We start from the raw sequence: 22,001 nt of genomic DNA, 5'->3' as shown, positions 1-22,001 counted from the left end.
ATGATGCTGGCGACTGCCCGCCCGGCGCATGAGGGAACGAAAAATCTCCCTTGATCGGTCACGATCAAGGGAGATTGGCATCACAGCGTCAGTTCGAAATGGTCGCCCAGCAGATCGTCCATACCCTGGAACAGGGCATGTTCGTCGGCCAGCGCGGCCGTCGGCAGATCGACAACCTGATCGGTCCCATCATCCTCCATCTCCAGCAGATCGGTGCCACGGGGACCGACCAGCGTGCTGACCCTGATCAGCTTGCTGCTATCCCCCGTGGCCGCCCCGCTGGGCTGGAACGCCAGCAAGGTCTGCAGGGAACCCGGCGCGGTCTTGCCATAAAGCTCAATCGTGCCCCGGCGTTGTTCCAGGATGTCCGCCAGCCGCTGGCTGCCCTCCGTGCCAATGGCACGGATGACGCGGGAAATATTCTCCGGACCGGTTGAACCGTTGACCCGCAGGTTCTGCGCGCCTTCGCCCGCAGCGCCCAAAGTGAAATTGCCACCCAGCAGGCTGACAGCACTGTTCAACACCAGATTTCCCGACAGGGATGACAGCGCCACCGAACCGGTATCCGCCGCCACGCCGACGCCATCGCCGTTGCCACCATCGGCCACGGTCAGGGTGCCGGCGGTCTGAATGCGGATGTCACCGCCAGACAGCGCCACCAGATCGCTGATCGCCGCATCCTCCAGGCTGGTCCGGCTGCCATCCAGGCCGATGCGGTTCACCGTCACGCCCACAGTTCCCGTTGTCAGGTCGCCGGTGGCGAACAGCAACATGCCGCCCGCACCAACCCGTGCCGCCAGGGTGCCAACCGAAAGGTCGATGGCATCACCGGCCAGACCGGCACCCTGGCCCGCCACCAGCCGCAGTGCCGCGGCCGAAACATTGCGGGCCGTGCCGTTGCCATCGATGACGGAGCCGCCTGCCAGCAGGCTGACAGCACCCGCCGCCTCCGACCCGGTGCCCACCAGACCCAGGGTGATGGAACCGCCCGCCGCATAGCGTGCCGCCGTGCCCTCGGCCAGGCTTTCCGCACCGGCCTCCATCACGATATCGCCGGCCGCCGACACATCCAGCGTGCCACCCCCCATCACACTGACATCCCCCGTCGCCGACTGGCGCAGGGTACCGCCCGCCAGCAGGCTGAGGCTGCCGCCGCCGGTGGCCGTCACGGCGGCATTGACACCGACATCCCCGGACAGGGACGACAGCAGAACCGAGCCGCCTTGTGCCACCACACCAACGCCATCGGCATCACCATCGGCAATGGTTAGGGTGCCGGCGGCCTGGAGGCGAATATCCCCGCCGGAACGGGCCGTCAGATCGCTGATCGCCCCATCGCTGAGGCTGATTTCACCGCCATTCGCATTGATGCGGTTCACCGTCGCCCCCACCGTACCCGTGGCCAGATCGCCCGTCGCGAACAGGGCCATGCCGCCGGCCCCGACCTGGGCGGCAAGGGTACGCACCGACAGGTCGATGGCATCGGCCGCACCAGCCGCATTCCCCGCCACCAGCCGCAGCCCGGCGGCGGAAACATTGCGCGCCGTGCCATTGCCATCGATGATGGAGCCGCCCGCCAGCAGGCTGACCGTGCCCGCAGCTTCCGAACCGGTACCCACCAGGCCCAGGGTGATGGAACCGCCGGCCGCATAGCGCGCCGTCGTCCCGTCGGCCAGGCTTTCCGCACCGGCCTCCATCACGATATCGCCGGCGGCCGATACGTCCAGCGTACCGCCCCCCGTCACCATGATATCCCCTGTCGCCGACTGACGCACCGCCCCGCCGGACAGGCTGAGGCTGCCGCCACCGGTCACGGACACGGCAGCGGTGAGGCGCACATCGCCCCACAGGGATGACAGCGCCACCGATCCGGTATCCGCCGCCACGCCGACGCCATCGCCGTTGCCACCATCGGCCACGGTCAGGGTGCCGGCGGTCTGAATGCGGATGTCACCGCCAGACAGCGCCACCAGATCGCTGATCGCCGCATCCTCCAGGCTGGTCCGGCTGCCATCCAGGCCGATGCGGTTCACCGTCACGCCCACCGTTCCCGTTGTCAGGTCGCCGGTGGCGAACAGCAACATGCCGCCCGCACCAACCCGTGCCGCCAGGGTGCCGACCGAAAGGTCGATGGCATCACCGGCCAGACCAGCACCCTGGCCCGCCACCAGCCGCAGTGCCGCGGCCGAAACATTGCGGGCCGTGCCGTTGCCATCGATGACGGAGCCGCCTGCCAGCAGGCTGACAGCACCCGCCGCCTCCGACCCGGTGCCCACCAGACCCAGGGTGATGGAACCGCCGGCCGCATAGCGTGCCGCCGTGCCCTCGGCCAGGCTTTCCGCACCGGCCTCCATCACGATATCGCCGGCCGCCGACACATCCAGCGTGCCACCGCCCGTCACACTGACATCCCCCGTCGCCGACTGGCGCAGGGTACCGCCCGCCAGCAAGCTGAGGCTGCCGCCGCCGGTGGCCTGGATATCGCTGGCAATGACCAGATCGCCCTGCGCCATCAGCACGATGCCGCCGCCGGCCGCCGCCTTGACGTGGGAGAGGGCGGCATCGCCGATCGGCGTGCTGCCGAAGGTCGTGGCCAGCCGGTTGACACTCACGGCCACCGTGCCCAGCGTCAGGTCGCTGGCATCCTGGATGAACAGGCCACCGGCACCGACAGCAGCCGCCAAGGTGCCAATCCGGGTTTCCAGCAGGTCACTGCCGCTACCGGCACCGTCGGCGCTGATGCGCACCGCGCCAGCCCGCAGATTATCGAAGCCGCGATTGCCATCGCTGATGCGGCCACCGGCTGACAGGCCGATGGTGCCGGCCGTCTCCGACCCGGTATCCAGCAATCCGAGGGTGATGTTGCCCCCCGCGACATAGCGGATATTGCCGCCTTCCGTAAGGGTTTGCGCGCCCATCTCCTCAATAACCTCGGCCATGACGATATTGGCCCCGGCCTGGACATCGACGGTGCCGGTGCCGGTGACCATGATGTCACCGGCAGGATCCTGGCGCACATCACCCTTGTTGGCGATAAGGCTGAGATCACCGCCCGACAGGGTGATGCCGCTGGACAGGACCAGATCGTCCGACCCGGCCAAAAGCAGCACCGAACCCTGGCCGCCCATGCGGATACCCTGCCGGTCGCCATCGGTCCCATCGGTGACGGTGATCCCGCCACCGGCCAGGATGACCAGCCGGCCGTGACCGGTCGTCACCTCCACATCTGTACGGGTCTGGTCGCTGACAATCAGGGTGGAGCCATCGGCGGCAACCCGATCCACATCCACCTTGACCGATCCGATGATCAGGGCATCCGTTTCGGCAATGAAGATGGCGCCATCGACAGCGGTAGCCGCCAGGGTACCGACGGTGGTTTCAATATGATTGTCGAAACCGCCGATCCGTCCATGGGCAACCAGGCTAAGATCAGCCGCCGCCAGATTGATATCCGTGTCCCCCGCCGCGCCGGCATCCAGGATATCGCCGCCACGGGCGATGATGCCGATCTTGCCGCTGCCGGCCTCCAGCGCACCCAAGATCACGGTAGAGCCGGCATCCGCCAGGATGCGGCCATCGCTGGCCCGCACAGAAACACCGGCACCCATGCGGATGTCGCCGGCGGCCTGCATGTCGATGCTGCTGCCGCTGGCACTGGTCACCAGCTGGGCCCCCCCGATCAGGACAAGATCATCATCACTATGCAGGCTGGTGCGACCCCGGCTGCTGGTAATGGAGGCATCGATGGTGAGGGCGGCGTTCGTCGCCTCGGTCTTCTCGCGGGCTTCCAGCAGAATATTGCCGACAGCCCCCCGGCTGATGATGTCGCCCGCGACCGACAAAGCGCCATCCTGGGTACGGATCACGACATTGCCGCCGGCACCGGCCAGGGTCACGCCTTCGGATTGGACGATCAGACCATCCACTTCCTGGATGTAAAGGCCGCCCTCTGTGGTCACCTTGGCGGCCAGCCCGCTGATCTGGGTGTTGATATCGTCCGTCGCCGTGCCGATGCCGCGCGCAGCAGTCAACATGGCCAGCCTGGTGTTGCCCCGCAGATTCGGGGCCTCATCCGCCAGATTATCCAGGATCGCACCATCGCTGGCGGTGATGCGGGTTTCCCCGTCTGCTTCCACGATGGTCAGCAGCACATTGCGGGCGGCTGTCAGGGTGACAGCCCCGACATCACCGACAGGATCCAGGGAGCGGATGAAGGCATTGCCGGCCATGGTGATATCACCAGCCGTCGCCTTCACCGTCACCAGGCCACCGGCACTGGTGACGCTGCCCGTCAGGTCAACCGCAGCGGCCGTGGCCGTGATGGCCGACTGTTCCGTCGTCCAGACCCGGTCATTGACGGTGATCTTGCCGGCGGCGGTCAGCTTGATGGCGCCAACGGCGGACCGTATGCCGCCATCCACCAGCAGATCCTTCAGCTTGGCGTTGATGGTGACATCGCCCGCACCATTGGCGCGCACGGTGGCCCCATCCGGGCGGGAGAGAACATGAATGGAGCCATTTTCCGCCGTCAGGGTGATGCTGCCGGCATCCCGCTCCGAAAGCTGGGCCAGATTGACGACGCTGACATCACCACCCGCCGCCAACTGGTTCAGGCTGATGCTGCCAGCACCGGTCCCGGTGACAGAGAGATTGTCAACCGCCAGGGCACCCAGATTGATACCACCGGGGGCCCGCACCTCCAGATCATGGACCTCAATCGCCTCGCTGGCGCGGGCATCGACACCGCTATCCTGCTGGCGCACCGTACCCGTGACGGAATAAAGCCACAGGCGGTGGGTCTCGTCGCCATAGCCGCCCACCACCATGTTGTTCTTGATGGTGATGTTGCCATAGGCCTGCAGGGTCAGATTGTCATCGGTCTTCAGCACGAAGCCGCTATCGGCCAGATCGGCGACCTCGATATTCTGTGCGCGGATCACCGTGACATCATGGAAGGTGGAACCCGCCCCCTCCACAGCGCCAATCCGCACATTACCGCTGGTCTGCAAGGGCTGGATATTTTCCCCGTAACCGATGGTCAGCAGCGAGAAACCATCCGCCAGCGCCCGCATGTCGTTGGAGCTGAGGTTCAGCGTATTGGCCGCCGTGCTGTCATCCAGGCGCCCGATCTCCACATTGTTGGACAGGGTGGCGGTGCGCAGGGTGATGCTGCCGGCCCCGCTGGTGCGGACCGAACCGACGCCGCCATTAAAGTCAATTTCATCCGCCGCGATCAGGATGTCGCCACCGACGGTCAGCCCGCCGGCAAAGGTCACCGAGGCCGCACCGAGAATGGTCAGCTTGCCGGTCACCGTCACCGCTTCGGAGAAGACGACATTGCCGGTGGCATTGATGGTGAGATCACCTGCCACCGAGACCGTCTTCTGGAAGCTGACATCATCGGCCCGCGTGACGGTCAGGCCGCTCAACAGGTTGGCATTGTCGCCCACCGTGGCACCGATGGTGATGTCACCGGCGGCGCCTGCGGTCAGCGTCAGATAGTCACCACCATCGACCCCATTGCCCCGCAGCCCATAGGTACCGCTGGTGCCAATGCTGATATTGCCGCCGGCGCTGATGGTGCGCCGGCCGGTAACAGCCAGGGAGTCCTGAATGTCAACATTGCCATCTTCGCTGATATTGGCGCCCAGATGCAGCGTATGGCCGGACCCGAGAACCTGAAGGGAGGATTTGCTGCCGATCAGATCGGCATCGACATAGATCGCCCCCCCATTCTGCGGGGCCTTCAATACCAGATCGGAGGTGAAGGTGACGCTGTCGCCATTCACGGCGGCATCGCCGATCAGGATGGTATTCGCCCCCTGGTCACTGCCGATTATGATCTGCTTGAAGCCGGCCCCGATCCTGCCGATTTCCGTGTTGTCCAGCTGCAGGGAAGAGGCCGGCGCCGTGGTGATGTTGCCGATCACGATGGTGCGGTCCGTTTGACGCGGACGGATCAGCAGATCGGCCCCAACGCTGCGCAGCGTATCCCGGATATCGAGATCGTCACCTTGCAGAACAATATTCTGCCCCGCCGCATCGATGGCCTTGTCCACCGTAACAGTACCAGCGCCCAGCGAGCTGACATTGGTGGCGCCGGCACTGGAACCGTTCGTCCCGCTGCCACCGACCGACGTGCCGGACAGGGCCAGAACCTTCACCACATCGCGGTCGGCGGACTGGGCCGACACGCTGCGCGCATCCACCACCAGCGATAGCGGGCTATAGCTGAACCCGTCAACCGCCGCACCAATGGCCGCTTTCGCCATTAAGCTCAGCGCCCCGCCGGTGGTGCGGATATAGGGCGCAGCCGCATCGCGCAGGACCGTGCCGTTAAGGCCCGAATTGGCATTACGCGCAACCGTGATACGGCCGGTGGTCACATCCACGTCGAACGTGCCGTTTGCCAGGTTGCTTTCGATCAGCGGATCGAAGGCCCCCCCGCTGGTACGCCAGCCCGCCGCTGTCTGATCCACCAGGATGGAACCCGCATCGGCGGCCAGCGCGATATTGCCCGCCCCATTGACCCGGATACTGTCCTTCAGGGTGATGTTGCCGGACTGCGCCGTCAGGTTGACGGCGCCCCCCGCCGTGGTGACGGCCCCATTCAACAGGATGCCGCCGGTGGTGGCCGATCCTGCTGTCAGCGTCAGCGCCCCCGTCTGGGTGCTGATGGCACCGGAGATCGTGATCCGACCGGCCAGCGTGGCAAGTGTGACAGCGCCATTGCCGCCCTGGGTCAGCTGTTCGATCTCGACATTATCCGCTTCTTCCAGCGCGATGATGCCGGACCCGGTATTGGTGACGCGCAGCGTTCCGGCATTGATTTCCAGCGTGCCGGTGGTGCCGATGCCATTCACGGCGCTGATGATCACCCGCGCATTGCCGGCATCGATATCGGTCGGGCTGTCACCAGCATCCAGAACCGCCCCGCCGGTGCTGCGGATCTCCACCTCACCGGTGGTGGTGGTCCGCAATTTGCCGACGCTGACATTGCCACCGCCGGTCAGGTCAATCTCACCGCTGCCGGCATCGATATAGGTTTCATGGGTCATGGTCAGGCTGCCGGCGGCCGTCAGGCTGACGGCACCGCCATTGCTGCTGATATCGCCCTGGGCGGAGAGCGAGAGGCCCCCGCCTGCCGTCAGGCTGACAGCGCCGCCCGCCGTGGCGATGGTCTGGTTAAGCGACAGGTCGCCGCTGCCACCGGCCTGCAGGTTGATGCCGGCGCTGCCGGTAACGCTGAGCGCACCGTTGACGGTCAGGTTACCATTGGTGGTGCGGATATCGACGGCCGCCCCGCTGGCCTTCTGGGTGATATTGTCGATCACCACCCCATCGCTTTCCACCACATTGATGGCGCCATTGGCGGTGATGGACAGGCTGTCCGCCGCCAGCGTGGCCCGCACCCCGCCGGCAGAATCCAGCACCACCATACCGGCGCCCGGCAGCGCGGTGATGACGATATCGCCGCTGCTGGTGGTGATGCGCACGGTACCGGCATTGCCGGCGATATTATTGATGGTGACGGTACCCGACGCGGTGATGGTGACATCACCGCCGCTGAGGTTAAGCCGGTCGACCACCAGATCACCGGTCTGGAAGACTGTCAGGTTGGCCCCGTTATTGACCGTCGCGGTCAGATTCTGCACTGCCGTGGTCATGGTCAGGTTGCCGCCGGCCGTGACCGTCAGGTCATCGGCCGTGACCTTGCCGCCCAGGGTCAGATCATTGGTGGCGCTGAGCGTGATATCGCCGTTGCCGACATTGAGCGGCACCACCACCACCAGATCATCGGTGGCGGTCAGGGTCAGATCATCCCCATCATGGGTCTTCAGATCGATGATGGTAAGGCTGCCGCCATCATTGGCGGTCAGGGTCAAGGGGCCGGGCGCGCGATCAGGCAAAACCAGACGGACATCACCGCTGGTCGGAATGCTGGGCGTGCTGGTTACCGTCGTCGCCCCCGTCACCAGCCCGCCAGTGGGCGCGGTGTAGAGGATTTCCAGTTCCGACCCGGTGCCGAAGCCGTTGGTGGTGCTGGCCAGAACCGGCGTGCCGGTGGTGCGGCCCAGAATGGTGACGGTGCGGCCAGCCACGTCAACGGCATCATTATCATAAGCTGCCATTTCCGCGATGGTGCCCGCCGCATCCAGCGTGACGCTGGCATGTTGCTTCTCAGCGCCAGCGGCCTCGCCAGCCTCCACCCGGTCGACATTCATGTCGCCGGTGGTCCGCAAGGTGATGTTGTTGCCGGCGGCGTCAACCACGGTCCGGACATCATGCACATTCAATGTGCCGCCGGCCATGATGGAAATGCCGCCATTATTGGCCTTCACCGTGCGCAGGTCGATGGCATCGGATTCATTGACGGTGATGGCACCGCTGCCGGTGGAGACTGCCCACAGCTCACCCACCAGCGTGTTCAGGCCGATGGCGCCACGCGCCTGGGCATCCAGCCCCTTGGCGATGAACACGGCACTGGTGGCCGTACTGATGCTGTCGGCACGCAGGGTGATCCGGCCTTCCGTGCTGTTGGCGGAAACGATCCCGCCCAGCACGGAAAGCGTGCCTTGCGTATCCAGCGTCACATTATGGGCAGGGTCGAACCCGTCCAGACCGCCAATGAAGCCGGTCAGGGTCAGGCTGTCCACCGTATCGACGAAAATATCCCGCTTGGCCCGCAATTCGAAATCGCTGGCATCGATCCCGGTGACCTGCAGGTTGATGAAGCCCGTCTCCTGCGATGTCAGGTTCAGCGCCCCCACGCCCGCCGCATTGGTATCCACCGCACGGGAAACCGCCTGATCACCGGCAGCGCGGATGATCAGCTTGTCGATGGTGCCGCCGCCGCTGGCGCGGATATCGCCCTTGACGAAGACATTGGTGCCGGACGCCAGCTCCAGCCGGTTGCGTGCCGTCAATATGCCGTCGAAGCTCAGGATACGGCCGGTATCCAGGATGATGTTGTCAGACGTGATGCTGGCCGGCAGATCGAAATCGAAATAGGAACCGGCACGGTAGCTGACAGTCTGCGGCGCCTCGAAGAAGCGGTAGAGCTGCAGAACCTTGCCGGCGCTGAAACTGACCGCACTGCTATAGGACAGCGCCTCACCGCTGGCCGGACGCAGCACCTGGACATTGCCGTCACGGCTGGTCAGGCTGATCTTGTCACCGGTGACGGCCGGGGCCGTTGCCGTCGCCGCACCCACCACCAGAGCGTTGGCCGCGGTAATAGAGACGCTGTCGCCGCCCGACAGCGCCGTGGCGACGGATTCCACCAGCAGACCGGGCGAGCGCTCCCAGACCCCGTCCACATCGGACAGGATGATGTCGCCGCTGGTGGTGCGCACGCTGGCCAGCGTATTGACCGCCAGTTCCAGGCCGGTGATGCCGGTCGCCGCCGACAGGGTCAGCCGGTCGGCCACCAGGTCGACATCAGCATCGGCAAAGCTTTCCGTGATCGCCCCCGCAATGGAGGTCAGCGTCACATCCCCCAGCGAGGTGACACCGCTATCCGCCCCGCCGCCCGCCGCCGGAACATCGCTGGCCGACTTGGCATAGACACCGGCCACGATGCTGCGCACGCCGATATCGCCCTGCGCCGTCACGGACACATCATTGGCATCCGCGTTGGTGCGCAACTGCACATCCACCAGTTCAACCCCGGCGCCGGCCGTGATGGTCAGCGAACCGTTCAGGATGCTGGCGCTGTTCACCATCAGGTTGGTGGCGGCCTGCTGGATGGAGACGTCGGCCGCAGCGTTGGTGGTCAGCGTCAGGCTGGTGACATCGGTTTTCACATTGATGGCGCCCTGCGTGGTCACCGTCAGGCTATCGGCCTTGATGGCATTGGCGCTGTTGGTGACGGCACCCCACGCATCCAGCGTGACATCGCCCAGTCCACCGGCGGACAGGGTACCACCGGTCGCCAGGGTAATGTCCTTGTCGGCATTGCCGACGCGGCGGGTGGTGATGGTGATATCATTGCGATCGCTGCTGCCCAGCGTGCGCACGGACGCCACGGTGGCATGTCCGTTGACGGTGGCGATAACGGCGCCATCCGCCGCACTCACCGAGCGCAGGGTCACGTCATCGGCCTCACCCACCACAATATCGCCGGCCTTGGTGAGGGTCAGATCGAGATTATCCACGGCCGTGCCCACGGCGATGCCGCGTTCAGCCGTGGCCTGCAGCACGTTAGCGTGGATCACGGCCCCGCTATCGGCCTGGGCGGCGGTAATGCCCGCCTCACCCGTCGTGGTGGCAACGATGGTACCGGCCTGCGCCGTCAGCTGCACGGTATCCTGTGCTGTCAGTACGGAACCATCCAGACGGATATTGCCGCCATACTGCCCTGTCTGCAGGGCGATGTCGCCCCCGGCAGCCGTGGCCCGGATATCGGCCGTGACATCGCCCATGATGCCGCCAAAGCCGCCAGGCGACAGGCTGGCATCGCCGGCAGAGAAGGTAACGCTGTTTTGCGCTTCCACCCGGCCACTCAGCGTGATGTCGGAACCGGCTTTCACGGTCACCGTCTGCTGCGTTTCGATCTCCCCGTCCAGCGACACTTTGCCCGTCGTATTGATGGTGACGCTGCCATTGGTGGCCGTGGTGGTCACCAGGGAGGAGTCTGCCAGATCAAGATTGCGGCCGACGGTCAGCGATACCTGATCCTTGGCGATCAGCTTGGATTGCGACGCCAGGGTATTGGCGGCGGCCCCGTCGGGCACCACGCCCTGCACGCCCAGGTCGCGGCCGGTGGTGACGGTCAGGGAACCGGTGGTCGCCTCCAGCATCCCGCTGATGCTGGCATTGCCGCCCGCTTCGATCATCACTGTACCGGCCGTGACCGAGTTGGCGCCAAAGGAGGCCGACGGGCGCAGCCCGCCATCCACCAGATTGCGTTCCGAATAAAGCTCGGTCTGCGGCGACAACACCGCCTGCTGTTCATATTTGGTCAGCGTGCGGGTCTGCTCCACCGCCACCTGGCTGGTGTTGGTTTCATAAACCGGCCGGAAATCATAGATCGCCGTATCATTGCTGACCATCTGATAGGTCTGCTGGACGCGCTGGACCCGCACATCCTTGGTCGTGGATGTCCAGGCATAGGTGTAATCATGCTGATCTTCGGTGATGTCGACGAAGAACTTGTTACGTGCGTCAACATTCACATGATGATCATCACCATCCCAACCATCATCATAGCTCATGTTGACGCGATACTGCTGATACGTATTCGGAAGATTCTGACCATGGAAACGGCCGAGCGTTATCCACTCATAGACGCTGAAACCGTCAATGTCATCGGCCTGCATTTCGGAGATGCCATTATAAATCTTATCCCCGAAGCGCGGATAATCTTCGTCGCCAATATCATCATCACCGTGATCGTCACCAATCCAGTCGTCACTGTCATCGTCCTGGGTATGATCGACCACCCGGCTCCAGGAGCCCCAATAGGAATATTGGCCGACGACAACATTATTATGGGTGGTGGCACCTGTGATTTTCAGTGAGGCCGTGTCATTGACCAATGCATCGGCATAGGACCGCTGAATCAGCACCGTGCTGGTATCGCGGCTGCCTGCTGACTGGCCGGCGCGCGGGTCAGCCATGGTCGTGGTGCCATTGTCGTTGCGCGCATAGGTCCATTCCGGGTCACGGGTCAGCGTGACCGTGCCGCTGCCGATGACGGCATCGGTGGACGCGACGGTGAAGATGCGATTGCCGGTGTTATCCTGGTAGGTCGCCTCCCAATAGGCCGCCTGCTTGTCATTATCGACGACATCGAGGCGGTCATTCCACTTGCTGCCGACGCCAGCCGTGGATGTGGCACCGGTGTAAGCATTGGTGGTCGTGGGCGGTGCCGCACCATTATTGCTGCTGGCCCCGACCAGGGTGGAGCCCTTCTGGGTATAATCCAGCGCGGCTTGATCTTGATACTGCGCCACCAACTCGCCATTGCCGTTCAGCGGCAGCTGATCGGCCGTGACGAAACGGCCGCCATCGTTGGAACCGTCCAGTGTGGTATCGCCGGTCAGATACTTGGTTTCCCCCTGCGAGACGACACGCAGCACATCGGCCTGGGAGCCCTGGGGCATCCGGATGAAGCGGTCACGCCAACCATCCACATCCACCCGATAGATCACCTGGGCATTTCCGGCCCAATCCGGGATCCAGGTGGAATTGGTGGTCACACCATTGACGGTGCGGGTGGTCACAGCATTGGCATAGGTGAAGTCGAACAGCGGCATGAAGCCCAGCGCCGCCAGCACAACGGCCTGCTGATCATTGGTCAGTTCATGGAACTGCTTGTAGTTGGCACTGGTGTAATCAGCAGAGGGCGCGACGACGGTCAGGCCCAGTTTGGCAGAGATGCCGGCCCAATCGATCTGGTCATTGCGGTAATCACGACCTTCGACGAAATATTCGCGGAAGACACCGCCAGCAGCATTGAAGTAGCCGATTTGGGTCAGGGTGGCGTCCAGCTTGTGGGATTCCGTGCCCACCTGCACGCGCTCCGTACCGACCTGTTCGGTGACAGCCGTATCCACCCAGGTGATTTCCGACACATTGATGGTGCCAATCGCCACGTCGCGGGTGCCGGTCTGAATCTGGACCGTGCGCTGCTTGGTCACCACGACAGGCGTGGAGACGCTCCGCGTGCCGGCAACACTGGCATCAGCATTGACAATCACGTCACCACCAGCGCGCAGCGCCACCGTACCCGGTGTGGACAGCACACCCTGGCTGCGCAGAGTAATGGTGCCGCCGGTGAGATTGGCCACGGCGATCCCCGCCTCCACCGTCGCAAGCGCGGTGCCGGTCAGGTTCACGCCCGCCTGGATATCGATCCGGTCTTCCGTCTCAATATTGCCGGTGACGGTGACGCTGTTGGACGCGCTGAGCAGCGCATCGCCGGTGGCAGCATCCAGTTGCACCGTGCCGGCCATCCACAGCCGGCCCGCCATCAGATGCACCAGGGCGTCTGCCCGCACCTGCCCCGGGTTTACAGTACCCTTGGCGGCCGCCACCAGAAGCGTATCGGCGGCCTGGATACGCAGCTGCGACCCGGTGGCCCAACCCTTGACCCGCCCGCCCGCATTGACGGTGACATTGCCGCCATTGATGGTGACGCGGTTGGCAGCATCCACTGTCCCATTGATGGTCACGTCGGTGCTGCCGCTGCCGATCTCGATCCTGTCGGTCACGGCGCTGGTGACACTATCCTGCGTGACGGTGACGCCGACACGACCGTCAATCTGGATCTTGTCGGTGGAGCGCAACGTGATGCGGCCGGTGGAGGAGGTGGAAAGCTGTCCGGCGCCATCCCAGCCCGGCTGGCTGGTTTCGGTAACACCGCGCACCCACAGGCCAAGCCCGGAGGAATGGCTGCCGCCCACCAGCGTCACCTGCTGTTGGGCACTGATCAAGCCGCCCACATAGATCAGCCCGCTGCTGGTCAGCGACACTTCACCATCGCCCTTGTCGGCGGCAATGGCGCCGACGATCTGGGCGTTACCATCTGTCAGCAGGGAAATATTGGCAGCGGCCGTGGCGGTAAAGGCGCCATCGCCATCGGGCAACACCCGCACCGCCGATTTCTCGGAGAGAATGAAGCCGAGGCCTGCCGCATCGACACCGGAACGGACGGCAATGCTGGAGGAGGAGAGCAGATTGCCCCCCTGGCTGGTGATCGCGCCCTGCGCATTCAGCCCCTCGCCACCCAGTGCCACATGGCCGGTAGCATTCAGCTTCACGCTGCCATTCCGGCCGGTCCACGCCTGGGTGCCGTCACTATTCATGCTCTGTCCGGCAGCGACGACACCGATAATGTCGATATTATTGCCAGTCAGGGTCAGGCTGCCATTATCCGCGCCCGACAGGACAAAGGCGTTGTAGCCCACAACCAGATTGCCGCCGGCCTCGATCTCCAGATCGCCCTTGACAGCGATCACCACGGCATCGCCCTGCGCCTGCCCGGCCTTGGGTGTTGTGTTGCCGATCAGCACATCGCTCTGGGAGGCCAGCCGCAGGCGCTGGCCGCTGCCGGTCAGCGCCAGATCGGAATTGGTGATCCGCAGCACCCCGCGAGAGGTGAGCGAGAGCGAACCGGCAATATTGAAGGTGCCGGCCACCGCCATGGTGCCCGAGGTGATGGAGACTTCGTAATCGGTTGTGCTGGCGGTCAGCCGGGTGCTGGAGATAGCACCGTCAATGGAGACCGTCTCGCCATCCAGCCGCAGCTCGGCCCCCGTGATCAGGCGCCCCGCCTCCTTGGCAATGGTGATATTGCCCTTGGTGCTGGTGATGGACAGCAGCCCCAGATCGGGGTTCGCCTGACCGCCAATGGTGCTGTTGATCAGCACATCATCGGTGGCCGTCAGTTCGATCCGGCCATCGGCATCCAGCGTCTGGATGCTGGCGGTGGGGCCCGTGGTGATGGTCCGGGCATTCAACCGGACATCATCCTGGGCAATCAGCCGGCCGGTCAGGGTCAACCCCGCCGTGGCGTTGATCTCGATATCGGCGTTGCGCCCGCGGGCGATGATGGTGCCGGTAATGGTGCTGTCGCTGGTCGGTGCCAGTACCACCGAGCCGGAGAGGCTCTCCAGCACACCGGATGCCCCCAGTTGCATACCGCCGCCCTGCGCATCATCCAACGCAAAAGCAATGGAGCGGTAAGAGAGTACATGGCCATCCACCTTCAGCGTGCCGCCAGCACCCGCCTGCAACAGCACGGCGCTGTCCTGGGTTGACGCATTGATGGCATAGCGGCCAATGGCGGCCACATCAGCACCCGCCACCTGGGTAAGCCCCAGGAGCGACGCCTGGGCGGACCCGGCCAGCAGGGTGAAATCGTAAGCGCTGGTCAGCAGCAGCCGCCCCTCGCGCAGACGGGCCGTCAATTCCGGCACATCGCCCGCGGTGGCCAGCTTGCTGCCCACCGCGGGGTTGCCGGTATCGGAGGCAGTCACCGTCCACATCGCCTTGGCAATGGCGGCCTGCACATCGCCCAGCAGATCGGTCAGACCCTTATTGGTCTGCGTGTCGGCCGCCGCCACCAGGATGGCAGCCTCCAGCGTCTGCCCCGCCTTCTGCACCCGCACCTTCAGGGTGACGTCCTGGGCCAGCCGGCCATCGGCCGTCGCCACAAAGCCCGCCGCGGTCAGTTCATGGGCCCAGCCGGATGCCATGATGTTGATGGAACCCGGCGTGGTCAGCGTCACCGTGCTGTTGGCCGACCGGGTGGTCAAGGTGGCGGAGCCCTGAATATCGATCGTACCCGCAGCCACCAGATCAATCGCGCGGCCGGCAGAGATATCCTGACCGATCGTCAAGCCGGCCTTGCTTTCAATCCGGATGGTGGACTGGCCATCTTCCAGGGTGACGCGGCGACCCAGCATATTGCCGCCGGCATCGCGCACGTCCTGCACATCGCCACCGGCAACGATCAGGCCCAACAGCGACGGATTGACCCCGCTGCGGATATCGATGCCGCCATCGCGGCCGGTAACAATCAGTTCGGCCCCACCCGGCATCTGGATGCCGCCGGTGCCGACCAGTTCGATCCGGCTATTGGCGCGGACGACACCGCCGATCTCTGCGGTGTCGCCGGTCTGGGTGGCGGCCAGACCACCCAGATGCAACACCCCACCGGCCTGCAGACGGGCCGTGGAAGCGGTGCGCGACCAGGTGATGGTTTCGGACAGCAGGTTGCCCTTGTCGTCCAGATTCTGAGCGACCTCTGCCCCGGCAAGGATGCGGCCCATGATGCGCACATCATCGGCACCCACCACCTGCACGCCCGGCGTCTGGACGGCTTTCGCCAAGCCGCCGCTGATCAAACCACCCGTGCTGGTCACCAGCACGGAGAGGCCGGCATCATCGCTGCCAGCCTTGCCACCGGACACATTGATGGCGGCAGCGGCCGACACGCCGCCGGCGATCAGTGCCTGCTGGCCAGCATTGATGGTGACGGTGGAATCCGCCCCCGCATAGGTGACGCCGGTGGCACCGATGCGGCCACCGGCAACAATATTGCCGTAAACAGCCACATCCTTGGATCCGGCGATCAGCACATTGGTGCCGGCCCCGGTGGTGACCAGATTGGAAGTGGCATCGATATAGACGCTCTGCCCGGCAGCATTGGCACCGTTCTTGTCGATCAATTCCAGGCCGTTGCGATCAATACCGCCATAGAGAGCGATATTGCCGGCGACATTGGAAACGCCTTCCCAATAGATCCATTTGTCGGATTCCAGGGTCAGGTCGGAACCGGTATTGGCCAGGTTGATATTGCCACGGATGATCACGTCATCCTTGGACTGCAAGGACAGGTCGGCATCACGCGACAGCGTCGTGATGGTGCCCGTCACCAGAATGCCATAGCCGCGCTGACCGGTCAGCACATGGGCCGTCTGCAGGCGCAGGCTTTCGGCCACGCCATCGCCATTGGCATCTTCCATCACCGCCATGTAGCGGCTGCCATCGGCCGCCGTCAGCACCCAGCGGTTGCCGGCTTCCACCGTCCGCACGCTGAGCCCGCTGACCGATTTGCCGGCGGCGGTCAGGGCGTCGGTAATCGGCCCCGCGACATTGCCCTGATCCAGGGCAGCGGCCGTTGCCGCATCCGGGGCCAGGCTGGTGATGGTGCGGCCGGGCAGGCTGTCAAAATAGCTGGCGAAATCATCGGTGGACTTGCCGGCATCCAGGGTGATGGTGCGGCTGGCAGACAGGGAGCCGCCCAGATACATTTCGTCCCCAGCGACCAGCCGCAAGGTCGCCTGCTCACCCGTCAGCACTGGTACGGGTTCGCCGGTCGCGGTGTTGAAGGCGACGCCGGAGCTGATGGCCGAGCCGGAATTCAGGTGCAGCGAGCCGGTGGCCGCCACATAGATATTGGAATTCTCCTTGCGGGCCAGCATTTCGCCGCCGGCATCCAGGGTGATGTCCCCATCGGCGATGACGCGGATATCCCCGCCGCCGACAATGCTGCCCACCTTCAGATTGCCCGCACTTTGCAGCGCCACCTTGTCACCGATGGCCGACACGGTGCCCGTGGCGGTGACATCGATATCGTCGAACACCTGCAGGGTCAGGCTTTCGATGGTGAAGCGGTTGGCGACAAGCTCGCCCTTCTTCAGCGCCACCACCCCGTCATTGCTGTTGTGATCGGCAGTCAGCCGCACCCAGCGGCTGGTGTCGCTGAATTCCTGCTTGGCCAGATCCACCGTCGCGGCCGGGCCAATATAGCGATAGAGGCCATATTCCGCAGAACTATACTGCACCCGCACCGTGTTGCCGGTGCTCAGGGAAGCGTTCTGCACCGTCTTGCGGTCAGTACCCGTCACCAGGTCGGTGGTAATGCGGCGCCATTGTTCGGCATCACCGAACTGATCGGCATTCTTATAGTCGCTGTAATAACGCCCTTCATTGGGCGCCTGGGTGAAGCTGGCGAAGGTCATATCCTTCTCCAGCGCCCAGTCAGCACTCTTGGCATAATCGACGGCGGCCAGGGACAGTTCGCGGCCCGCCGCACCGACATAGCGATAGACATTGCCGCTGGCCAGATCGGCCACCAGCGTGGTGCCCGTCACCGGGGTGATGCGGGTCAGGTCGGTATTACGGTCAGCGCCGACATATTCATACAGCTCGTAGCTGACACCAATGATGTCACCAGCACCGGCATTGGCCAGCGTCTGGCGCTGTTCGGTGCTCAACCCCTCAAAATTGGCCGGATTATTGATGACGGTGATGCCGGAGACCTGCCCGATCTGGCCGGTGGCGCCATTGGCAACCAGCTTCACCTCGACGCCAGAGACATTCACCTGCTCCGTCTGGCCATTGCCATCGGAGGCACGGACATCCAGATGCGGGAACAGGAACCGGGCCAGCCCCGGCGACAGCGCATAGTCACGCCGCAGCTGGGAGATGCCTGCCTGATCCAACTTGGCCCGCAGCGCATCATCGGCGCTGCGGTTGGCGGCCACCTCGTCAATGCCGTCACGGATCGACCCATCGGCCGCCGTCAACAGCACATTGCCCTTGGCGGCCTCCACCGAAATCTCGGATTGCCACAATGTCGGTGCGATCAGCACCAGATCGCCGCTGGTCTCCGTCACCTCCACGCCCAGGGCGCCACGCGCGGCGAAGCCGCCAGTGCCCAGGATATTGCTGTCCAGCTTGGCATTGATGAAGCCGGCCGACGCATCCAGCTGCACGGTATTGCCGCGAATGGTAGCATTGCTGCCATTGATGCCATGTTCGGCGCTGATCAGCACATTGCCTTGGGTGGAAATCACCTTGCCGATGGACAGAGAGCTGCTTGCATTATCCAGGGAGAAGGCGGTGAGCGTGATATCGCCCTTTGCCTCCACCTCCACCAGGCCTTTGCCCCCTTCGACGCTGAGGCTGACCTCCCCGCCCGACTTGACGACCGGCGCATCACCATAGATGGCCACCCCGTCAGCGGTCTTCACTGACCCGCCGGCGGTGAGGATGATATCGGCATTGGCCGTGGTATTGCCGGCTTTGCTGACCGACCCGTCGGTGACACGGATATCACCCGAGATGGTCAGATTGCCCGCGGTATTGACAAAAACACCGGCATCCTTGCCCACCGGCTTGGCCTGCCCGATCTGGATGGCATAGCTGGCTGCCAGGGTATGGGTATAATAATCCTTCACCCCGGTGGTGTAGGTCACCTCCGTATGGATGGTCTTCTTGCGCAGCCAGCCGCCACCGGTGGTCCAGCTACGGGTGGAAACCGTGCGGTTGACGAAATCGCTGGTGAACTTGTTCTGGGCGATATTCTGGAAGCTTGCCGCATCCGCCGCAGACAAGGGCGCATCCCCGCGCTTCCACAGGTCCGTGTCGCTGTAATTCTGGTCGGGCAGCTTTATATCGGCATTGGCGCCGACATAGGTGTAGACGTAATTATCCTTCAGGTTGAGAACCTGCGTGGTGCCCTTGATGACATCCACCGTCTCATCCATCCGGTATTCATACTGGATGGAATAGGCATTGCCGACCGCCTGGCCGGGCAGCAGCTTGTCACCTTCCAACAGCAGCGATTCTGATTCCAGCAGCGGCTGCTGGTCACGGAAAATGAACTCCCGCTTGGTATAGGAATCATCGGGGACCAGGAAGTCCCAGTCGAAACCAATCAGATTGAAACTGTTCTTCTCATATTTGCGGACTTCAAGCTGGGTGGCTTCCTGGCCTTCGGTCCAGACATAATACTGGCCGGCGCGGGGGTTGAACTCGATCTTCTCGTCCAGCCCATGGCCCGTCAGGCCGCCATCCTGCTGGTAATCGATGCGGCTGGACGCGCCATCCTGCACCAGCGTTCCCTTGTAGCGCGTCTCCTCCACCTGGTCGTTGCGGAAGGCGTATTCCGTCTTGGTCAGGGTACCGCTATCGACGATGGTGATCAGGCCGGCCTGGGTATTATCGGCATCGACCCCTTCCAGCACCAGATCATAACGGCTGCGATTATTGATCTCGATGCGGGGCGAGCCGTCGGCCACCAGCAGCTTGCCGTTGCCGGTGGACAGAATCTGACCGGTCAGGGTGATGCGGCCCGGATTGGCGGTGATCTTCTCCACCACAATGGCGTTGCGGGCCGCATCGAAATAGCCATCCAGCGGCACCTTGGCGGTGCCGAAATCGATACCGTCCAGCGTGCTGATGACATTGTTGTTGTTGGCGTCCTTCTTCAGTTCCTGGAAGCTGGACGTCTTGGTGGGGCTGAAATCGGCACCGATATTCAGCGTGGCTTCGCTGATACCGCTCTGGATGGTGCCATTGACGTTGATATACTGGGCGGTGATGCTGACAGCACCCACCGCAAAGATGCTGGAAGGCTTCTGCGTGCCTTCATAAAGATCGGGATAATCCGTCAGCTTTTCAAAGCTATAGGTCTTGGTTTCCTCGTTCCGGTTGAACACGAGGTTGCGGGCAAAGCTGAGATCAGCATATTGGCGCGGGTCGGACACATGGGCCCAGCCGTCCACGTTCAGGTTGAAATTGCCGGCACTGAAAATATCCAGCGTGCCAGCACGCACCTGGCCAGAAACCTCCACGCTGCCTTCCATGTTGCGGAGAACGACCGCGCCGTCCTGGTTGACCACATTGCCCAGAACCAGCAGATCCTGCTGACCGGTGAATATCGGCAGTGCCCCAAGGTCATATTGGGCGGCCGGCAGCGCATCCTGCACGATGGTAACCGTGCTGGCGCCGGCAGCCCCGGTATTGGTCAGCGCCTTGTCATTGAGATAGATGTTACCCGGCGCAAAGGTCACCAGCCGGCCATTCACCACGGAGACGCGGCTGGTGTCGGAAATCACCGCATCCTTCACACGCATCGTGAAAGGTGTGCTGTTCAGAATATTGATGCTGGCACCGGCGCGGGCCGAAAGCTGCTTGCCCAGCAGGGCCTGAATGGCCGCGGCATCGGTATTCTTGGCGTCGATGAAGATGGAGCCGGGGGCGGCATAGACATCCGGCATGTCCAGGAAAAGCTGGTCCAGCTCTTCATTCACGATGTCGCGGGTGGTGCCGTTCTCCAGCGTCACCGTTTCCACCAGGCCCAATTCCTTCAGGGCGCGCTGCACCTCTTCCTTCTGGGCCTGATAGCGGGCGACCGCCTCCGCATTGTTGGCGTGGCTTTCGATCCAGCCATTGATGGCGTTCAGGCGTTCCAGCAGGATATTGCCCAGGCTGGCATAGGTCAGCTTGGGCGAGGGGACATCTTCCGGACGGACCACATAGAATTTGCCCTGCAACGCCTCATAGGCGGCTTTGGCGTCGGGGTTGTCGGCCAGGTTGGAAAGGTCCAGTTCCGCATAGACATAATGGATGCTGGCATCCAGACCCAGGGCCGCCATCTCGGCCGCCGTCAGGCGGGTGCCGATGCGGGCCGGGTCAAGCTGGGCCACCCCACCCACACTCATCGGCCGGACTTCCAGGACGGCCTGATTATTCAGTGCCGCCTGCACCGCGGCGGCATTATCGACCTCCACCCTGTTGGAAGCATTGACAACCGTGCGGTCCTTCTGGGTGCTGCCATAGGGTACCAGCGACAGCGACATCATCTGGCCGGAGGTGGTGCCGCGTTCATCGCCGCCCAACCCTTCATGCGAACGCAGATAGATATTGCCCAGCGCCTGGATATTGGAGCCAGCCCCCACATTGACCAGGTTGGTTTCATTGATGGTCAGCTTGGGATCGGGATCGGCAATGGCGGGCAGCAGGGAGATGGTCGTCACCTCCGTATTGGCATAGCCGTCCAACAGGTTGCCGACGGCGTTGCGATCCAGCCCCGCCTGCAGATAGACGGTGCCACCCAGAATCTTGGCGCCCGCCGTATTGACCTGGTTCAATGCATCGACCACACCATGGGCATCCGCCCCGGCATAGCCGGTCAGCGCTGTGGCGGTGAACAGGTTGGCACTGGGCCGCACATTGGAGGTGCTGCGGGTGGTGACATAGATGTCGCCGCTGCGGTTGGTCAGCGAGGCTTGGCCGATATTCACATTGGCCTGCGTCTGCGCCTCAATCTGTGACTTGCCGTAGGAGATGCCAAAGCCGGAAACCCCGTCGATGCGCACGCTATCGGTCGCATCCACATCGATGCCGGCGGCAATATCCAGGCGGGACGGGCTGCTGTTGGTACCCGTCGTCGTCAGGCTGGCACCGTCGGCAATGTTGATATTGGCCCCCAGACGGTGCTTGTCCGTGCCGATCAGCGTCTGGCTCAACAGCATGGTCAGCGCACCCAACCCGGCCGAGCCAGAGGTCAGATTGTTTTCGCTGTTGTAGCGATCCTTCAGCACCGTGTTGAAGGATCCGATGGTGATGTTGGCGGCCGTGATCCGGGCATTGGCACCGATATCCACCAGCGTGTCGCCCGCCACGATATTGGCCACACCGGCCCCCGCACCGGCCGCCAGCCCCAGAGAGGAGGCATCGGCCCGACCATCGATATCCTT

At 63.6% G+C, this 22,001-nt stretch carries 1 protein-coding gene (only partly in view); it reads right to left on the bottom strand.

The window, feature by feature from the left end:
* Positions 1 to 80: 80 nt before the first annotated feature.
* Positions 81 to 22,001 carry the 3' portion of an LEPR-XLL domain-containing protein gene (locus tag CHB97_RS17035; protein WP_160105960.1) on the bottom strand. 16,554 nt of this gene lie beyond the right edge of the window, so 21,921 of the gene's 38,475 nt are visible here — the last part of the coding sequence; its start codon lies off the right edge, out of view; its stop codon occupies positions 81 to 83.

Source organism: Azospirillum sp. RU38E (assembly GCF_900188385.1).
GTDB lineage: Bacteria > Pseudomonadota > Alphaproteobacteria > Azospirillales > Azospirillaceae > Niveispirillum.
This window is presented reverse-complemented; position numbering and strand designations above follow the sequence as displayed.